At 36.6% G+C, this 17877-nt stretch carries 16 protein-coding genes; 2 read left to right on the top strand and 14 right to left on the bottom strand.

The window, feature by feature from the left end; all coding sequences use genetic code 11:
* Positions 1-51: 51 nt before the first annotated feature.
* The 4 genes from AC27G3_RS11350 to AC27G3_RS11365 form a co-directional block, all read right to left on the bottom strand.
* A complete protein-coding gene (locus AC27G3_RS11350; protein WP_487121635.1) occupies positions 52-2331 on the bottom strand; it encodes an FdhF/YdeP family oxidoreductase in 2280 nt (759 codons plus the stop codon).
* Positions 2332-2345: 14 nt separating this feature from the next.
* Positions 2346-3128, bottom strand: coding sequence for a formate dehydrogenase accessory sulfurtransferase FdhD (gene fdhD / locus AC27G3_RS11355; RefSeq protein WP_487121636.1), 783 nt, complete (start codon positions 3126-3128; stop codon positions 2346-2348).
* A gap of 199 nt (positions 3129-3327) precedes the next feature.
* Entirely contained in the window at positions 3328-4308 is a 981-nt protein-coding gene (locus AC27G3_RS11360) for an NAD(P)H-quinone oxidoreductase (RefSeq protein ID WP_487121637.1), read from the bottom strand.
* A 60-nt stretch (positions 4309-4368) separates the two neighbouring features.
* On the bottom strand, positions 4369-4638 hold the full coding sequence (locus AC27G3_RS11365) for an acylphosphatase (RefSeq protein WP_487121639.1): 270 nt from the start codon (positions 4636-4638) through the stop codon (positions 4369-4371).
* A gap of 124 nt (positions 4639-4762) precedes the next feature.
* Here AC27G3_RS11365 and AC27G3_RS11370 point away from each other — a divergent pair, with 124 nt between their 5' ends.
* Complete coding sequence (locus AC27G3_RS11370; RefSeq protein ID WP_487121641.1) at positions 4763-5953, top strand: class I SAM-dependent methyltransferase; 1191 nt, start codon at positions 4763-4765, stop codon at positions 5951-5953.
* A 63-nt stretch (positions 5954-6016) separates the two neighbouring features.
* On the opposite strand, the gene AC27G3_RS11375 is transcribed toward AC27G3_RS11370, so the two are convergent.
* From AC27G3_RS11375 to fadR, 6 genes are all read right to left on the bottom strand, one after another.
* Complete coding sequence (locus tag AC27G3_RS11375) at positions 6017-6316, bottom strand: PilZ domain-containing protein (RefSeq protein ID WP_487121643.1); 300 nt, start codon at positions 6314-6316, stop codon at positions 6017-6019.
* Positions 6317-6433: 117 nt separating this feature from the next.
* Complete coding sequence (hrpA, locus tag AC27G3_RS11380; protein WP_487121645.1) at positions 6434-10459, bottom strand: ATP-dependent RNA helicase HrpA; 4026 nt, start codon at positions 10457-10459, stop codon at positions 6434-6436.
* A 159-nt stretch (positions 10460-10618) separates the two neighbouring features.
* Entirely contained in the window at positions 10619-11035 is a 417-nt protein-coding gene (locus tag AC27G3_RS11385) for a CBS domain-containing protein (RefSeq protein WP_487121647.1), read from the bottom strand.
* Positions 11036-11169: 134 nt separating this feature from the next.
* A complete protein-coding gene (locus tag AC27G3_RS11390) occupies positions 11170-11958 on the bottom strand; it encodes a hypothetical protein (protein ID WP_487121649.1) in 789 nt (262 codons plus the stop codon).
* A gap of 52 nt (positions 11959-12010) precedes the next feature.
* On the bottom strand, positions 12011-13057 hold the full coding sequence (locus AC27G3_RS11395; RefSeq protein ID WP_487121651.1) for an isoaspartyl peptidase/L-asparaginase family protein: 1047 nt from the start codon (positions 13055-13057) through the stop codon (positions 12011-12013).
* Positions 13058-13456: 399 nt separating this feature from the next.
* Positions 13457-14167, bottom strand: a complete 711-nt coding sequence (fadR, locus tag AC27G3_RS11400; protein ID WP_487121653.1) for a fatty acid metabolism transcriptional regulator FadR — start codon at positions 14165-14167, stop codon at positions 13457-13459.
* Positions 14168-14441: 274 nt separating this feature from the next.
* On the opposite strand from fadR, the gene dsbB reads away from it, so the two are divergent.
* A complete protein-coding gene (gene dsbB / locus AC27G3_RS11405; RefSeq protein ID WP_487121655.1) occupies positions 14442-14957 on the top strand; it encodes a disulfide bond formation protein DsbB in 516 nt (171 codons plus the stop codon).
* Between the two features lie 56 nt (positions 14958-15013).
* Here the strand turns inward: dsbB and AC27G3_RS11410 are convergent, their stop codons facing one another.
* The 4 genes from AC27G3_RS11410 to AC27G3_RS11425 all read right to left on the bottom strand — a co-directional run bounded on the left by AC27G3_RS11410 (position 15014) and on the right by AC27G3_RS11425 (position 17803).
* The gene (locus tag AC27G3_RS11410) at positions 15014-15313 is read right to left on the bottom strand and encodes a ComEA family DNA-binding protein (protein WP_487121657.1); all 300 of its coding nucleotides are present in this window, start codon (positions 15311-15313) and stop codon (positions 15014-15016) included.
* 186 nt (positions 15314-15499) lie between these two features.
* The gene (gene pyrF / locus AC27G3_RS11415; protein ID WP_487121659.1) at positions 15500-16195 is read right to left on the bottom strand and encodes an orotidine-5'-phosphate decarboxylase; all 696 of its coding nucleotides are present in this window, start codon (positions 16193-16195) and stop codon (positions 15500-15502) included.
* Positions 16196-16344: 149 nt separating this feature from the next.
* The gene (gene lapB, locus AC27G3_RS11420) at positions 16345-17514 is read right to left on the bottom strand and encodes a lipopolysaccharide assembly protein LapB (RefSeq protein WP_487121661.1); all 1170 of its coding nucleotides are present in this window, start codon (positions 17512-17514) and stop codon (positions 16345-16347) included.
* A 4-nt stretch (positions 17515-17518) separates the two neighbouring features.
* Entirely contained in the window at positions 17519-17803 is a 285-nt protein-coding gene (locus AC27G3_RS11425; RefSeq protein ID WP_487121662.1) for a lipopolysaccharide assembly protein LapA domain-containing protein, read from the bottom strand.
* Positions 17804-17877 lie beyond the last annotated feature (74 nt).

Genomic DNA, 17877 nt, shown 5'->3' on the forward strand with positions numbered 1-17877 from the left:
TATGTAGTGAACCGAAACAGAGCACACTGTACTAACTATTATCAACAGTTGTTATATTTTTTCCAATGTAATTGGGATCGATTTATACGTTGGTGTACCGCAATCATCCGCAACGCTTTCAAGTGGCACCAGTGGATTAGTTTCAGGATAATATGCCGCAGCGCAACCTTTAGGAATAGTGTATTCCATAACTTTAAAAGCAGTGACACTACGCTCAACTTTATCATTTGAAATGGTAGAGATTTTGACAGAATCGCCCTCTATTAAACCAAGTTTTTTTATATCGTCGCCGTTGAGAAATATCACTTTACGTTCACCATATACACCACGATAACGATCGTCCATACCATATATACTAGTATTGTATTGATCATGCGATCGCAGCGTCTGTAATGTAAGTATAGGTTTATTGGTAGGATTATTAACTTTTTCGTGTATTAATCTTTCAGGCAATGCGACAGCTGAAAAGTAAGCTTTTTCATCTGTTGTATGCCACTTTCTCTGTGCAGCGGGATTTTGTAGATAAAATCCTCGTCCTGCTTTTATTCGTAAGTTATAGTCGAAAAACTCAGGAATAACGGCTTCAATATGATCACGAATTAACGAGTAGTCATTTTTTAACTCATGCCAATTGACCTGCTTATTCCCTAATGTTGCCATAGCTATTCCAGCAATAATGGCAGTTTCTGAACGAAGGTTATCGGATGCGGGTTCGTTTTGACCCCGTGAGCTATGTACCATACTCATTGAGTCTTCAACAGTAATACATTGTTCACCACTATCTTGACGATCGATTTCAGTACGACCTAAACATGGCAAAATTAACGCCTTCTTCCCTGTCATTACATGGCTACGATTAAGTTTAGTACTAATTTGTACGGTTAACTCACAACGCTCTAATGCTTTATAAGTACGATGCGTATCTGGTGTTGCTGCCGCAAAATTCCCCCCGAGTGCAATAAAGACTTTTGCCCTATCGGATAACATCGCATGTATTGATTCAACAGTGTTAAAACCTGGCTCTGTTGGGGATTTAAAGGAATATTGATTATCAAGAGAATCAAGAAATGCCTTGGGCGGCTTTTCGTTAATACCCACGGTTCGGTTACCTTGAACATTGGAATGGCCCCGCACTGGGCAAGCGCCCGCTCCTTTTTTGCCAATATTGCCTCGTAACATTAACACATTAACTAACTCTCTTACTGTAGCAACAGAATGACCATGTTGAGTAATGCCCATTGCCCAGGTAAAAATCACCTTATCGGAATTTGCGTAAATAGTTGTTATTTGTTCTATATCTGCTCTTGTTAAGCTACATTGTGAAGTGATTTTATCCCAAGGAATTGCTTCAACACTTTGCTGATAAGCTTCAAATCCATGACAATGTTTATTAATAAACTCTGTATCTAGTACTGAGTTATCTGACTGGAATCGTTCAAACAAACTTTTTGCTATACCACGTAATAATGCCATATCACCACCTAATCTAGGGGTGAAGTAATATTGGCTAATATTAGTGCCGGTCATAAAAATCATTTCTTTTGGGCTTTGTGGATCAGAAAATTTTTGTAAGCCACGTTCTTTTAAATTATTAATAGAAACAATTTTTGCGCCGCGTTTACTCGCTTTTCTCAACGTGCCGAGCATTCTGGGATGATTGGTACCGGGGTTTTGACCAAAAACGAATATCGCATCCGCTTGCTCAAAATCTTCCATCGTTACAGTGCCTTTTCCTGTCCCCAAACTCTTAGTCATTCCTATGCCGGATGCTTCGTGGCACATATTAGAACAATCTGGAAAATTATTGGTACCAAAAGCTCTGCCAAACAGTTGGTATAAAAAAGCCACTTCATTACTTGCTCTGCCCGAGGTATAAAGTAAAGCTTCATTGGGAGTAAGCAAACTTTGTAAATTCTCCGCAATTACTTTAAAGGCATTATCCCAACTAATGGGCTGATAATGATCATGTTCACCGTCATAAAACATCGGCTCAGTTAATCGACCACTTTTTTCTAGGCTGTGATCATCCCAAGTTTTAAGTTGCTCTATGGAGTACTGTTTGAAAAAGGAAGTATCAACACGTTTACTGGTTGCCTCCCAAGCAATAGCTTTTACACCATTCTCACAAAAATCCACTTTACCTGCAGTTGCTGAATCTCCCCAAGCACAACCGGGGCAATCAAAACCTCCAGGTTGATTTGCGTTTAGCAAAGCTTTGACGCTTTTGATGGCATTTTCACTTTTAATTAAATGTTTTGCTGAACTTTTTAATGCGCCCCATCCACCAGCAGCAGGAGTGTAAACGGATTTATCTTGATCTAATTTAGACATTTATATTCTCTTTTTTAAGCAAAACGTTTTAACTGGCCATGTTGAAAACAAAAAAGCACAAGGGATGTTTTAATTGCAGATTGCACAGCTAAGTCAGTGGGTTGAGCCAACGTAACTAATGTAGTTAATGGGAAATGAGCCATTTTTGCGATTAAATCGTGACTGCATCGACTGGTGAGTAATACAAAGCCCTCTTTTGTGGAATCATCATTCTTAGATAAACAACCTAGTAATTTATCCAAGGCTGAATGACGACCAACATCTTCTCTAAACGCAATTAAATTAGCGGATAAGTCAAAATAAGCAGCGCAATGATTACCTCTTATCCCCCCTGATTGTTTTAAAATAAGTGGCAGGGAATCTTTTGCTTTTATAATGATAGCTTCAGAAGGTTGTGAAGTGACTTGATTAACAGTTTTATTTCCAAGCGTGTTAGGCAGTAACATTGCCGCTTCAATAGAGTCAAGTCCACATAGGCCGCAACCACTAGGTCCGGCCATCGTACGGCGTCTTTGCTTTAATCTATGTTGGGCACGCGCCAGCACTTGTAAATCGACTTGCCAACCACATTCATGTTCAAAAAGCGTAATATTTAACACTTCATTTAGTGAGTGTACTAACCCTTCACTTAATGCAAAACCCAACGCAAAGTCTTTTAAGTGTGAAGGTGAAACCATCATAACCGCATGACTAATATCATTAATACTGATAGAAACAGCAACCTCTAACAACTGAGTTTTAATATTTTTACGAGTCGAAAGTTCAGAAGTACCCTGGGTAGCACTTTGTTTTATCATGGCTTTATTAACCTTGGGTCTGCCAGTGGCATAGTCTATATGCGATGTACATTAAAAAATAACCTAAGCAATTTAACATCCTTTTATCTTCAATGATAATAACTTATCTTAATAGAGGGTTTATCTAAGGTTATAACAATACACTTACTCTATGATTTGGTTTTAGGAAAGTAATTCACAGAACAAGTCAGCTTGATAGTTAACGTGTGCTAAGTATTTCTAAAATAAATTTGCCAATATTCTCATTATTCGCCATTTTTTGGTGTGCGGTATCCGCACTTTGCCATGGAATTATAGAATCTATAACTGGCTTTATTTCTCCATTGATTAATAACGGATAGAAATCGGTTGAAAAATCATTAACTAACTTCGCTTTATAATGTTCATCTCGATTACGTAGCGTCGAAGCAGTCACGGTTAAGCGCTTCATCAACAGCTTTGCGATATCAACTGGTTCAGAATAACGCCCCCCTAACATTGATAAAATAACAATACGACCATCCAACGCAGCAACTTGAATGTTTTTATTTACATAATCCCCACCAACCACATCAACAATGACATCAAACCCATTTTTCACATGAACTTTTGCCCATTGGACAAAATCTTCTTCATGATAATTAACCACATGATCAGCCCCTAGCGCTAAACAGGCTTTAGCTTTTACTTCACTGCCGACAGTCACCACCACCTGACATTTTTTAGCCTTAGCCAATTGAATAGCTGCACTACCAACACCGCTTGCCCCCGCATGTATTAACACCTTATCGCCAGCGGTTAATTTAGCAATAGTAAACAAACTTTGGTAAGCCGTTAAAAAAACCTCAGCAGTCGCTGCACCTTGCTGGTATGTTAAATTTTGAGGTAATTTAATTAACTGAGTGGCTTTGACCTTTACAAATTCTGCGTAACCGCCACCAGCGACTAAAGCAAATACTTTATCACCAACTTTCCAACCATTAACATGGCGACCACACTCAACTATATCCCCACAGACTTCTAAACCTAAAATTGAGGACTCTCCTGCTGGTGCGGGATATTTGCCATCCCTTTGTAATAAATCAGCTCGATTAACTCCAACAGCCACCACCTTAATTAAACATTCATCCTCATCGATAACTGGATGTGGTTGCTGGGCAAAAACTAATTGCTTATTCGAATCTACAGAAATATATTTCAAAACCTAACCTATTTTGGCTTTCATTAATTAACAGCTCCTCATGTTTAAATATTGAAGAGCCTAGCTAATCGAAAAAAAATTATGAGGCTGATATTCTACCTGTTTTTTTTGTAATTGGGAGACTTCTGCTTGAGGTGGTCCGTGTTCTAGCCATTTAAGCATTTGATCAACCTGACTTTGCTCCCCACACATTAGCACTTCAACATCTCCATCTGCTAAATTTCGAGCATAACCACTTAAACCAATGTCAATAGCAACTTGTTGGCTTGACGCCCTGAAAAATACCCCTTGAACTTTTCCACTGACATGTGCGATATAACTTACATTCATGATTTTTGCTCCTTAATTTTGTGAATACTCGATTAAAATGGAAAATAATAACGATAGACATTGCGCCAAGATCATCCTTTGTCTACACTCTGCGCAAATTGCTCCCATTCTTAAGTATAGGCACATGTCAGCAAGAATTTATTTAAATGTCGGAAGAGAAAAGTCATTAAAGCGCAAACACCCGTGGGTATTTTCTCGTGCGGTCAATAAAATTAAGGGTAAACCGCTTTTAGGCGATACCGTAGATATTTTTGATTCTAAAGAAAATTGGTTGGCTAAAGGCGCCTATTCACCCGAATCACAAATTAGAGTCCGCATTTGGAGTTTTAATCAACATGAAGAAATCGATCATGATTTTTTCTTAAATAAACTTAAAAGCGCACAAAAAAGACGTGATTGGTTTATCCAGCAAGGAAAACTGACGGGTTATCGTCTCATCGCTGGCGAATCTGACGGTTTACCCGGTATAACCATTGATAAATATGACAATATCATTGTTTGTCAACTACTTAGTGCTGGTGCTGACTTCCAAAGATATACTTTAGTCAGTTGTTTACAACAGTTGTACCCTGATTGTCATATTTACGAACGTTCAGATGTTGATGTTAGAAAAAAGGAAGGTTTAGAGCCAGTAACAGGTTGGCTAACAGAGCCACAAGAAAGTACAGAGTGTGTTATTGAAGAACATGGTATTAAAATTTATGTTGATGTCGCTAAAGGCCATAAAACGGGATTTTATTTAGATCAACGCGATTCTCGGTTAGCCGCTGGACGTTACGCTAAGGATAAAACAGTATTAAATTGCTTCTCTTACACGGGTACTTTTTCACTGCATTGTGCTGCTAACGATGCCAAAGAAGTGATTAATGTCGATGTTTCACAATCAGCCCTTGATACTGCTCAACGAAATCTGGCATTAAATAACTTGACTGACAAAAATGTCTCTTTTATTAAAGATGATGTCTTTAAATTGCTTCGTCGATATCGGGATGAGAAGCGCACTTTTGATATGATAATTTTAGATCCACCAAAATTTGTTGAGTCTAAAGCCCAGCTAACAGGCGCTTGTCGAGGCTATAAAGATATCAATATGCTAGCGATGCAGCTATTAAAGCCAAACGGGATACTATTAACTTTTTCTTGTTCGGGTTTAATGGAGGAGACTTTATTTCAAAAGGTCGTTGCTGATGCTGCTTTAGATGCAAGAAAAAATGCACATTATGTTGAGCGATTACATCAAGCAGGTGATCATCCCGTCGCTTCGAATTATCCTGAAGGTTACTACCTCAAAGGGCTAGTTTGTCAGGTAGAATAAAATAAAGCACAAGGTGTAAAAGTTAACACTCTTACACCTTTTGTTTATTCTTTAAGTGGTTGTTTAATCAATCTCTTCAATTGTTATGCCGATTAAATAACATTCAGGACTTTCTTCATCGACTCGAACAACTTTTCCACAAGCATCTAAAGACTGAATACTATTATTAGCCGAAGCGACTTTAACGCGGACATGGGTATCAAGTGCGATAGGGTGACTCATTTCTATTGCCATCCCTGTCGCGCTTAAATCACGACACGTGGCCGTTAGATCACAATTAGTTTCATCATCAATAATTGTTACGGTTACTTCGGTATTTAACATCATGCGATAAAAATTACGCTTATCATCAAAATTAACCATTACTACTCCATTTATTTAAAGATTACTTTTTAGACATTTATACTGAGACTAGCTCGTTGTGTCAAATACCTGTTTAGCTATTGTGAACTAAATCAATATATAAAACTTTATTACCTGTTAAAGTGTTTTAAGGTGATTAACTATCCGCTTCACAGAAATAGGATACGCTGTTCCTAAATTTTGAGCAAACAAGGAGACCCTTAACTCTTCTAACATCCATCGAGTATCAACAATATTGTTAGGTAAAGGAATATCTTGTCGCTGCTTAGCCACTAAATTGTTAAGTTGCTCCTCAACTTTAGTCACCTCGATAAGTTTCAGCCTATCTTGGTTAGCATCAATAGATAATTTCTCTAGCCGCCTTAGTATGGCATGTAAATAACGAATAATATCGTCTAACTTGCCAATGCCCGATTGACTCACAAACCCTTTAAAAATTAGACCATTAAGTTGCTCTTTAATATCACCATTCGACTGAATAACATTAAGCGCAACCTTTCCTTTTAATTTCTTACGAATATCGTGACTAAGGCTTAGGGCTTTTTCAACTTTAATTGCTGCGGCTAATACGCATTCAGCGAGCTCTGCTCTAACATAATCTTTAGTTGCTTTAAATTCATTGTTATTTCGCGCTACTTTTCCTTGTTGCTCGATTAAATACTGACATCCTGCTTGAATACAGTCTTGAAGTAAGTCGGCGATAGTACCAAAAGGATTAAAATATAAACCGAGTTTTGCTTTATTCGGTAGCTTTTCTTGTAAGTACTTTATTGGTGAAGGGATATTAAGTAAAATTAACCGACAAACTCCATTTATCATAGCTTGTTCAGCCTGCTCAGCATGTTCAAATAGTTCGATGGCAACACTTTGCTTTTTGTCGACTAAAGCAGGAAATGCTTTAACCGTAATGTTAGCCACCTTTTTCTCATACCCTGTAGGTAATTCGCCAAAATCCCAGTCTGACAAATTTGTTTTTTCAATCCCCTTCTCTGCTACTTTTTGAATAGACGCTTTTACTTTACCTTGTAAGTCAGCTTTTAATTGTTCTAAGTCTCGCCCTTGTCTTACTAATTTATTTTTTTCATTTAGAATTTTAAAATTCATCGTTAAATGAACAGGTAACTCACTGGCTTGCCAAACATCATCAGGAAGTCTTACGCCTGTCATTCTCAGTAACTGCTTTTCAAATGCTTGATGAATGCTACCATCAAATTCAACCATGGTATCTAAACAAGCGCTTGCATAATTTGGTGCAGGCACAAAATTACGACGCAAAGTTTTAGGCAAACTTTTAATTAATGCCACTAACAAATCAAAACGTAAAGCAGGAATTAGCCAATCAAACCCTTGGTTTTGAACTTGATTTAAAATACCAACAGGAATAATCACACTAATGCCATCATCAATATCCCCCGGAGCAAAATGGTACTCTAAAGGAAGGGTTAAAGAGCCTTGTTGCCAGGTATTAGGGTATTCTTTTTCACATAACGCTTGTGAAGTATCATTGAGCAAAAACTCTTCAGTGAAGTTAAGTAGCTTTCCTTGGCTTCGTTTTGTCACTTTCCACCAAGCTAAGAAGCTTGACAAACAAGTAACATTTTCAGGGATTTTTTCATCATAAAAGTCAACAAGGTGTTGTTCTTCAATAAGAAAATCTTTTCGACGTGCTTTTTTTTCTAACGTTTCAATGTCAGCAACAAGGCTATTATTGTGTTTAAAAAACTTTTCATTAATAACACAATCGCCATTAACTAATGCTTCTCGAATAAAAATATCACGACAGGTATGTGGCTCTATTTGGTTAAAGTTAACTTTTCTTTTACCGACAATGATTAAACCGTAAAGGCTCACTTGTTCAAACGCGATAACCGCACCTTGCTTTTTCTCCCAGTGTGGTTCGCTATAACTACGCTTAACCAAATGCTGAGCTAGTGGCTCTAACCACAGGGGATCTATTTTAGCGACCATACGGCCAAATAAACGACTGGTTTCAACAAGCTCAGCAGCCATTAGCCATTTAGGTGGTTTTTTAGCTAAAGCAGAACCTGGAAAAATATAAAACTTGCTACCTCTAGCCCCTTTAAATTCTCGATTTTCATCTTGTTGCCCTAAATGACTTAACAAGCCAGATAACAAGGCTTGATGAACAGCATCAGCTTGTTGTTCTTGTTGTTTGGACTGCTTTGGCTGTGCATTTGATTCATCAAGGGGAGCAAAGTTTAGTGTGATACTCGTTAATGGGATATTTTGCTCTTTGAGTGTTTGTTTTAATTGAAGGACAACATCTTGCCATTCTCTTAAACGTATATAAGACAAAAACTCTTTTTTGCATAGCCGCCTAAATTGATTATTTGTTAACGTTTTTTGCTGTTCATTAATGTAATGCCAAAGCCTTAATAAACTAACAAAGTCTGACTGTTTATCCTTAAATCTGTTGTGCTTTTCATCAGCGGCCTGTTGCTTTTCGTGAGGTCTTTCACGTGGATCTTGAATGCTTAAACCACTGACAATAACTAACACTTGTTCGATACAGCCAAGATCGATTGCACTTAATACCATTTTTGACAAGCGAGGATCTATTGGAAATTTAGCCAGTAGGCGCCCTGCTTTAGTAAGTTTTTTATTTGTGCTGTTTTGACTACCTTTTCTCGGCTGCTCAATAGCGGCCAACTCTTCTAAAAGCTTTATGCCATCATTAATATTTCGGCTATCAGGTGGCTGTACAAAAGGAAATTGACTGACATCGCCTAAATCTAATGACAACATCTGCAAAATTACCGTTGCTAAATTAGTTCTTAAAATTTCTGGATCGGTAAATGCTGGACGATTAGTAAAGTCATCTTCTGAATAAAGCCTGATACAAACGCCTGCTGATACACGCCCACAACGTCCGGATCTTTGATTAGCACTTGCTTGAGAAATTGCCTCAATGGGTAAACGTTGAACTTTAGTACGATAACTATAGCGAGAAATACGTGCTGTGCCGGGATCAATAACGTACTTAATGCCAGGCACCGTTAAACTCGTTTCTGCCACATTAGTGGCTAAAACAATATTACGCCCACTATGTGGTTGAAAAATTTTATTCTGCTCTTGCACAGTCAAACGAGCATAAAGTGGTAAAATGTGTGTATGTCGTAAATTAGCTTTTTCTAATGCTGCTGCAGTGTCACGAATTTCTCGCTCACCATTTAAAAAGATAAGAATGTCACCGTAGCTAATCTCACTTAACTCATCGACTGCATGTAAAATACCCGAAATAACATCAAGATCATCCCGTTGGGTATTTTGCTCTTCTCCGTTAGCTTGGCTATTATTACTTTCATTGAGCAGCGGTCTATACAATACTTCTACAGGAAAGGTTCTTCCTGAAACCTCGATAACCGGCGCATTGCCAAAATGTTGAGAAAAGCGGTCGGTATCAATTGTTGCAGAGGTGATTATCACTTTAAGATCAGGACGTTTAGGTAAAATTTGTTTGATATACCCCAGAATAAAATCAATATTTAAACTACGCTCATGTGCTTCATCAATAATGATGGTATCGTATTGTCGCAGTAGTCGATCTGTTTGCATCTCTGCTAACAAAATACCATCTGTCATTAACTTGATATAACTTTGGTGACTCACTTGATCATTAAATCGTACTTTATAGCCGACAAAATCCCCTAACTTTGTATTTAACTCTTCGGCGATTCGTGTTGCAACGGTTCTAGCGGCAATACGCCTAGGCTGAGTGTGACCTATCAAGCCTTCAATACCACGACCTAGTTCTAAGCAAATTTTAGGAATTTGTGTTGTTTTACCTGAGCCTGTCTCGCCTGCAATAATAACCACTTGATTATCTTGAATTGCTTGACTAATTCGATCAAGGTTTTGAGATACGGGTAAAGACTCTGGATAATTTATCGCAGGTACACTATTGAGCTTTGCCACTTTATTTTCAATGGATTGAGTAATAGCGTTCGCTATTTGTTGAAGTGCTTTATTTTTTTTATCTTCTTGGTGAATTTTTTTTACATTCAACAAGCGCTTTTTTAAACGAGGTTTATCCGATAATTTTACTTCGCTAAGTAAATTGAATAAAGACTGGCTGTTAGGCTGTGCATTAACCATTGATTTTTCAGAACGACTAGAAGGCATTAACAATATAAATTTTAGAGAAATATAAGCCGTTATATTATCAGTAAATAGGTTGAATTACAGTATGCTCAATCTATGATACACAAAAAAAGAGGTGTGATAAAACCAACACCTCTTTAAAACAACCGAATTGATCTACAGACTTATTGTTTAATATGACTAAGCAGCCTGAAAACTCACTTTCATATGTTGGTCAATTGCTTTTAGTACATCATTTCGGCAAATAGTACCAAGTAAATAACCATTATCATCAACTACAGGATACACTTTAGGTTTATTGCCCAACATGCTCTGTGCTAATTCAATAACACTATCGTAGGGCTTTACTGCAAGTACATCTTTATTCATTAAACTAGCAACATCTGTTGTGTGTTCGTTATGATAAATTGAGCCTAACATTTTAGCTAATATATCACTTTCAGATAGGAAACCAATTAATGCCTTTTTCTCATCTATAACAGGTCCGCCGATTTGTTTAGTTTTCAAAAAACGTAATGACGCTTCTTCGACAACCATCTCAGGTGTAAATGTTACAGGGTATTGATTCATATAGTCTTTAACAAATAGTGATTCCATATCCGATCCTTTAATTGTTCTTATTGTGCCATTAAAAAAATGAAACGTTATCTTCTTCTCTTAGCGTAGACTCGAATGCTTAATATTTCATGGTGTTAGCTGTATTATTTTTAATAATTAGTTAAAAAATGTATTTATTTCATATTAAGCGATAAAAGCAAAGGTTTAAGGCTTTCTTCTTTGTTTAATAAATGCTCTTTATAAGCCTTTTTAAACACCCCTCTTAAATGAGATTTTAAATGAGGTAATACTGTTTTAATGGGCAATTCTTTTAACACGGTAAAAAGCGCTAAGCAATAAACCATGTCATTCTCTGATAAAGCAACATTACGATTGGCATAAGGATTAAAGCACGAACCACAACCTCCTTTAAATTGATATGCAGTATTACTAAACATAACACCAAAGCCCATAAAACAAGCAACTAAATCAACCGCTTGGGATATAAATTCAGTGCCACCTGGTGGTGCCTTACCGCTTTGCACAATCATAATCATAGAAAATGCTTGAGCAAATGACGCAATTAAATCTTGGGGTTGGTTGATTTGGTTTGGATTATAACTAACTTTAATTGACTGCTCTGCATCTAGGTGGGTATTAAATTTAACCGCTTTTCCCCTAGTAGTATTAGCAAAATCAAGCTTAGGTAAAGTTTGTTGACTAAACTCATGCGGAGCAACCAAAACAATTGGCCAGTGTTGCAACCCTGCATATTCAAGAGTTTTATCAAAAACACTTTGTGCCATTTCGTGAACACTACTGACATTTCCAGGGTAAAACTCATTTGTAGGTAAAATTAAACGAGTTTCTTCTTTAAACATCGTTAATTCAAAATTCTCTAATGCCCAAGAAAATGTATCAAAAATCCAATTTTGACTACTCGTTTCGATCACAGGTGTCGATTTAAATAAATTAGCAAACATTTATGATTCTCTGTAATAGCCAGTAATTAAATTTGAGGAACCTTTATGACTCCTAATCATCTTTAAAAATACCAACATAGGTTGCTTCCGGGCTAGATTTAGATGCTCGGTACATTCCTTTTGTATTAAAAGGTAAGCTTATATTGCCTTTAGTGTCGATAATAATAACACCACCAGTACCACCAACAGGTAACAGTACGTCATGTATGACTTCATTTCCGGCTTTTTCTATAGACTTTCCTTGGTATTTTACTCTTGCACAAATATCAGCAGCGACATTATAACGAATGAAATATTCACCGTGACCAGTAGCAGAAACAGCACACGATTCATTTTCGGCAAATGTGCCGGCACCAATGATAGGCGCATCTCCAATTCGTCCGAAGCGCTTATTGGTCATGCCCCCTGTTGATGTACCCGCACTAATATTGCCATTTTTATCTAATGCAACAGCACCTACAGTCCCTACTTTAAATTCGGTTGGTAAATTATTATGAGCAATTGTGAAAGGAACTCCATCAACACTGGCCTTTGTCATTTTTGCTTTTGCCTTTTTTAATGAATCCAGTCGACTAGAGGTATTGAATAAACGATTATCAATTAATGACATACCTTGGCTTTGAGCAAATTCTTCAGCACCTACGCCACTTAGCATAACATGTACAGATTTATCCATAATTAAACGTGCTAAAGCAATGGGGCTTTCAATATGCTTAATGCCTGAGACAGCACCCGCTTGACGGGTTTTACCATCCATGATGGAGGCATCTAACTCGTGCTTTTCATCATGTGTATAAACGGCCCCTTTACCTGCATTAAAAAATGGAGACTGCTCGAGTATTGTTACTGCTGTTATCACTGCGTCAAGACTTTCACCACCTTTTGATAAAACCTGATAACCTGCTTCAACCGCTTCTTTTAATTTGTCACGATAAGCTTGCTCTTTTTCAGGGGTAAAGCGGCTTTTTTCGATAGTACCTGCCCCGCCATGTATAGCGATAGCAAAAGGAGCGTCTTGAGCTAAAGTTACAGGTGTAGCAGTAAAAAGGAGTGAACTAAATAAAGGAATAGCCGTAAATTTTAATGATGAAAATTTCATGAAACGTGATCCTAAGAGTAAAACTATAATTTGCTCTATATCAGCAAAAAATTCAAGTAAACATAATTAATTATCCGAAGCTTTTCTCACCAACTTGTCAAAGAATCTGTGCTAGTACAGTAATTAACTTGAACTCGGTTTAAGAGATGGTTAACAGTTTAAAAAATAGATAAATAATTATTTTACTCTAGCTTGATAGTTTTTCTTAATTCAAGGCAAATTTCGCGTCAATAGCAGGCCTATTGCAAGAAATTTAACGAAGAAGTAAGGAAAAATAGCTGTTAGAGAAATATTTGTTAAACCGAACTCACATCAGGTTAATTAATTGGCTTGTCAAAAAAAAACGCCTTAAAGAATATTCTTTAAGGCGTTTTAGCTGTTTATTGTTATTTGTATTGTTTATTCAGCTAGCTCTTTAAGCACTTCTTCTTTAAGATCTGCCCAAAGTTTACCTGATTCAACACCATACTTTCTAACTGCAAATACAGCCTCATCAAATCTATCTTCTTGTGCAAGTTCTATTAACTTTTGATAGTAAGTTCTAGATATTTCTCGCCCCTTAGGATGGGCAAAATATAAACGACCAATACGAGAATACAATCCTCTAAATCCATTAAGTATTAATAAATAGATTGAATTACCAGAAGCGACAACAAGCTTTTTATTTAATTGATAATCAAATGCTGCAAATGCTTCACCAGTATCCTCCACGTCGAGGTAGGCCTTTAACGATTCTATGGTTTTTTCTGGATTATTTTTAATCGCACCTCGAATATATATTGCGCTAATATTAGTACGAGCAGAAAGTAAATTATCAACCAAATCAGGAATACCATCTTGATCAAGTTGAGCTAGAGTCTCTAAAATGTTTAAGCTAGAGGTATCCCAAAAATTATTAACTTTAGTTGGTTTACCATGCTTTATCGTTAACCAACCATCACGGGCTAAACGTTGTAGAACTTCTCTTAGTGTAGTTCTTGTTACGCCAATGAGCTCAGATAATTCTCGTTCAGCAGGAAGAATAGACCCTGGAGGAAAACCACCGTTCCAAATCGATTCAACGATATATTGTTCAGCAAACCCTGCTGGGCTTTGGGCTTTAATAACCATTTATTGTCATTTTTCCTAAAGTGAGAATACAAAGATAACTGATTGTACCAGAAGAACAACTTGGTACAAGCTTATAAAAAGTGATAAGAGTAATTAAATAAGTATTTAATATCCTATTAACATTTTGAAGCAAAATACTTTGGCTAAATAAAATTTACTGTAAGATAATAACTTATTAAATAACATTGATAATGTTATATTTTTGATATTACTGACTGAGTGTTTTAGCTATTAAGTTAAGTAATTTTTAGGTGTTAATAATTAGGAATTAAATTTGAAATTTTTAAGTGAACTAACAACAACTCCACGCCCTTGGATTTTACTTGCGCTTAGTGCATTCGCACTTGAGTTGTGCGCATTGTATTTTCAATACTACATGGGACTTGCCCCTTGCATTATGTGTATATATCAGCGTGTTGCTATTTGGGGGATTTTTATTGGAGGCGTCATTGGTGCTATAGGACATTCTTCAATATGGGCAAGAATCTTAGCTTATATTTCCTGGGGCACTGGCGCTATTTGGGGGCTATTAATTGCTGTAGAACATGTTGAAATACAATCGAGTGATTCACTCTTTTATACTTGTGAATATGTACCGAATTTTCCTTCTTGGCTACCACTTCATGAATGGCTTCCGTGGTTGTTTGAAGCAACTGGAGATTGTGGAGATATTAACTGGCAGTTTTTAGACTTTACTATGCCACAAATGATGATTCTTGTTTTCGCTGTCTATAGTCTATTATTCGTCGGTGTATTATTATCACGATTAATTGGGACAAAGAAATTTTAACGCATTGTTTATATGTTTAAAAAGCCAGCATCGCTGGCTTTAACTTTTTATGCTCCTTAAATTTTTAATCTAGCTTTATTATCACTTAATACTTTTTCGCCTATGCCTTTGACGTTTAACAGCTCGTCTAAGCTAGCAAAATTTCCATTAATTTTACGATACTCAACTATTGCCTGAGCTTTTTTACTGCCAATACCTTTTAACGCGCTTAACTCTTCAATGCTTGCACGATTAATATCAATATTTTGTATTAATTGCTGGCTGGCTTTTTCTGTCTTTATAGGCTCTTTTGCTAGAACAGTTGGAGGGCATAACGTAACAGCGGTGATTAACACCAAAGATGAAAACAATTTCATAAATAATTCCTTGTAGTATAACGTCCATAAAAAAACTAAAGTAAGTCAACAAGTTCTTGTGACTTACTTTAGTTTTAGTCGTTAGTTTCAACTTTGTCAAAGAATGAATTTGAAATTTTTTATAGCGCAACTAATTCATTTCAAACTAATACACTGTAAAAATTGAAACATTCTTTGAGCCATAAATTAACGAATTGATAAATTAATCTCATTCAATACATTTTGCGGGTTAGTCGCTTGAGTGATAGGTCTGCCGATAACAAGGTAGTCAACACCTGCATTAATTGCTTGTTCTGGCGTCATGATCCTTTTTTGATCATCACTTGCAGAGCCTGCGGGTCGAATACCTGGTGTGATTAATTTAAACGATTCACCCAGCTGTGATTTTAAACTTTGCGCTTCCCATGCAGAACATACCACGCCATCTAGACCGCACTTTTGCGCCAAAGTCGCTAAATGTACGACTTGTTCTGCAGGAGTACGGGTAATACCAATACCCAGCAAGTCGCTTTCAGACATACTCGTTAACACGGTAACCGCAGTTAACATAGGTGCGTTTGGCCCAAAATGTTGCAAAGCCGCTTGTGCTTTTGTCATCATTTCACTACCACCACTGGCATGAACATTCACCATCCAAACACCTAAATCAGCGGCCGCAGTAACGGCTTTTGCCACGGTATTAGGAATATCATGAAACTTCAGATCAAGAAAAACATCAAACCCCTTACCTGTTAATTGTTTGACAAAATCAGGTCCAAAATAGGTAAACATTTCCTTACCTACTTTTAATCGACAATCAGTCGGTGAAACTTTATCTACAAATGATAAAGCATCAGCTTTTTTATCAAAATCTAAAGCAACTACAACTTTTGCATCACTCATCAAACATTCCTTACGTCTATTCTATTCAATTTAATATTTTATAATAATATTCATTAATAACTGTTCACGTCTAAATTAAACTACTAAAGCTCAAGGAGAATAAATATCAATGAGCACAGAGAAATTGATTTAATGGCGACGTTAAACGGTTATTCGCCCTCAAGGCCTTTAAGAGGCTTTAATTGCTCCCAATCATGGCACGATGGACACGACCAGTAATGAGTACTGCTATTAAAACCACAGGTTCTACAACTGTATTTTGGTTTCATGTTTAAATAAGCCGTCACCAACTCTTTAATTACATCTAGGCTTTCAGCATTACTTTCTTTACCTGAGCCTGCCATTTGCATTTTCACAAAATGCTTAAAACCTTTAATCGTTGGTCGACGCTTTAATGCTGAAAGAATAAATTCAACGGCTTTATTTGTGCCATGCTTGCTTTCGATATGCTCTAAATATTTCAATAAAGCAGTTGTACTACCAGTTTCCTCATACACTTTACGAATAAAAACAAAAAAGTCTTGTTCAGTACCAAGTTTTTTATAGCAGTTATGCATGCTTTCAATTACATCAGGAAAAAACTCTTTATCTTGTTGGTATATTGATTGATAACATTGACATGCTTGTTCATATTGTTGGTGATTTTCATATATTTTAGCCATCAACCAGTTAGCACGACAAGAATCTGGATCTAATTGAAGTGCTTGTTCAAGTAATTCGATAACTTCAATGAATTCATCTTTTTTTAAGGCAACGGTTGCCAATTCACAATAAAAGTTGGCTAAGGTGTGTAATGACTTTTTATCATTAGCTTTTATTATCTGTTTTTTAAGATCAATACCTAGCTGCCAGTCTTTGGTCGATTGATATATTTGTAATAAGTTACTAATAGACTTTAAACCGTATGTTTTTGATTTAAGCAGTTTGTTAAACATTGTTTCAGCGCGATCGTATAACCCTGCACTTAAAAAATCTTTACCTAATTCAAAGATTGCCTGATGTTTATCTTTAGTAGGTAAATGCCCTTGTCTAACAAGGTGTTCATGCACCTTTAGTGCTCTATCAAGTTCCCCACGGCGTCTAAAAAGATTAGCCATAGCAAAATGTGCTTCAACGGTATCATCTTCGACCTTCAATGCATCGAGTAAATAATCTATCGCTTTATCTTGTTGGTTCGACAGTAAATAATTCAAACCCGTTGAGTATTTAATCGAGAGATCTTGTTTTTCGGTTTGATTGTTTTGCTTAATACTATTACGCCCCATAAACCAGCCATATGCCATCGCTACAGGTAAAAGTAAAAATAAAAGTTCTTGCATAATATTAAGAGGAAACCTTGTTTAAGTTTGTTGATGTTGTTGATAGGTGTGTGCTTTTTCTTTTCAGTGACTTCTTTGACTTAACAGCACGAAAAAATCGCCACATTACCGTAATTAAAACGCCAATAACAATACCTAAGGTAGTAAAAATACTAACGGCTTGGGCAACTGAGATCTCAGAGCGAGCAATTAAATAATTTAGAGAAACAGTTTGTGGGTTTTGACTACCGAAAATAAACGCAATAGCGAGCAAAAATATCACCACGAGTAACAATAAGTAAAATCGCAAACTAATCTCCTTACACTAAAGTAAATATAAAAAATATCTAACTGCAAATAAACCATCAAAATCAATAGTGCTAT

Source organism: Colwellia sp. SU-HH01217, from assembly GCF_057543495.1.